Here is a 666-nt window from a genome sequence, read left to right as displayed (position 1 = left end):
TCGGGGGTGGGGAGGAGGGCGTTGGCAAAGTCATACAATTCAAAAGCAGGCGTGATGTATTGCCATTCCATATCAAAGGTTTCATCCAGCTTAAGCAGATGAGAACGATAGGTGAAATTATTGGAGGTTTGTGCGATATTGCTTTTTACGGACCCTACAATGATGTCGTCTTCCTCTGTTACAATGATGTCTTTTGGCGCATTTTGGAGGGGGTCAGCATAGATATAAGTGTCGATAAGGTTAAGGTCTTTATCTAATCGGAGAAAATATATATCCGTGTTTGATTCAGGGCCTACATTTATGCCAGTAGCCGCAATGATGTCTCCATTGCTTAGTGTGGTAATGACTTGTGAGGCAGAAATAAAGGTTTCATCAGGATAAAAAGGGTTGATACATTCTCTGGTAGCTAGGGTATCCCCATTGATGTCATACCGGATAACTACAGCTTTATGGACAGAGTCTGAAGTGATACCCATTGTTAAAAAGGTGGAATCGCTTTCAGAGATAAGCCCTGCTCGCCAGGTTTCATAGTGTTTTGAGGGCCCTCCGATTGTTTTTTGCCACTCTGTTTCACCTTCAAGGTTCAGCTTGGTGAAGAAGTTTCCGACGGTCGGCAGTCCCCCCGTGGTATCGGTGTATACCCCTATCACATAATAACAACTGTCT

General features: G+C 44.0%; 1 protein-coding gene. It reads right to left on the bottom strand.

The window, feature by feature from the left end; translation table 11 throughout:
• Positions 1–476, bottom strand: a 476-nt coding sequence (locus FRY97_RS22010) for a hypothetical protein (protein ID WP_147169775.1), incomplete at its 3' end; no start/stop codon positions are given.
• Positions 477–666: the final 190 nt, after the last annotated feature.

Source organism: Phaeodactylibacter luteus (assembly GCF_007993045.1).
In the GTDB taxonomy this organism is placed as follows: domain Bacteria; phylum Bacteroidota; class Bacteroidia; order Chitinophagales; family Saprospiraceae; genus Phaeodactylibacter; species Phaeodactylibacter luteus.
This window is presented reverse-complemented; position numbering and strand designations above follow the sequence as displayed.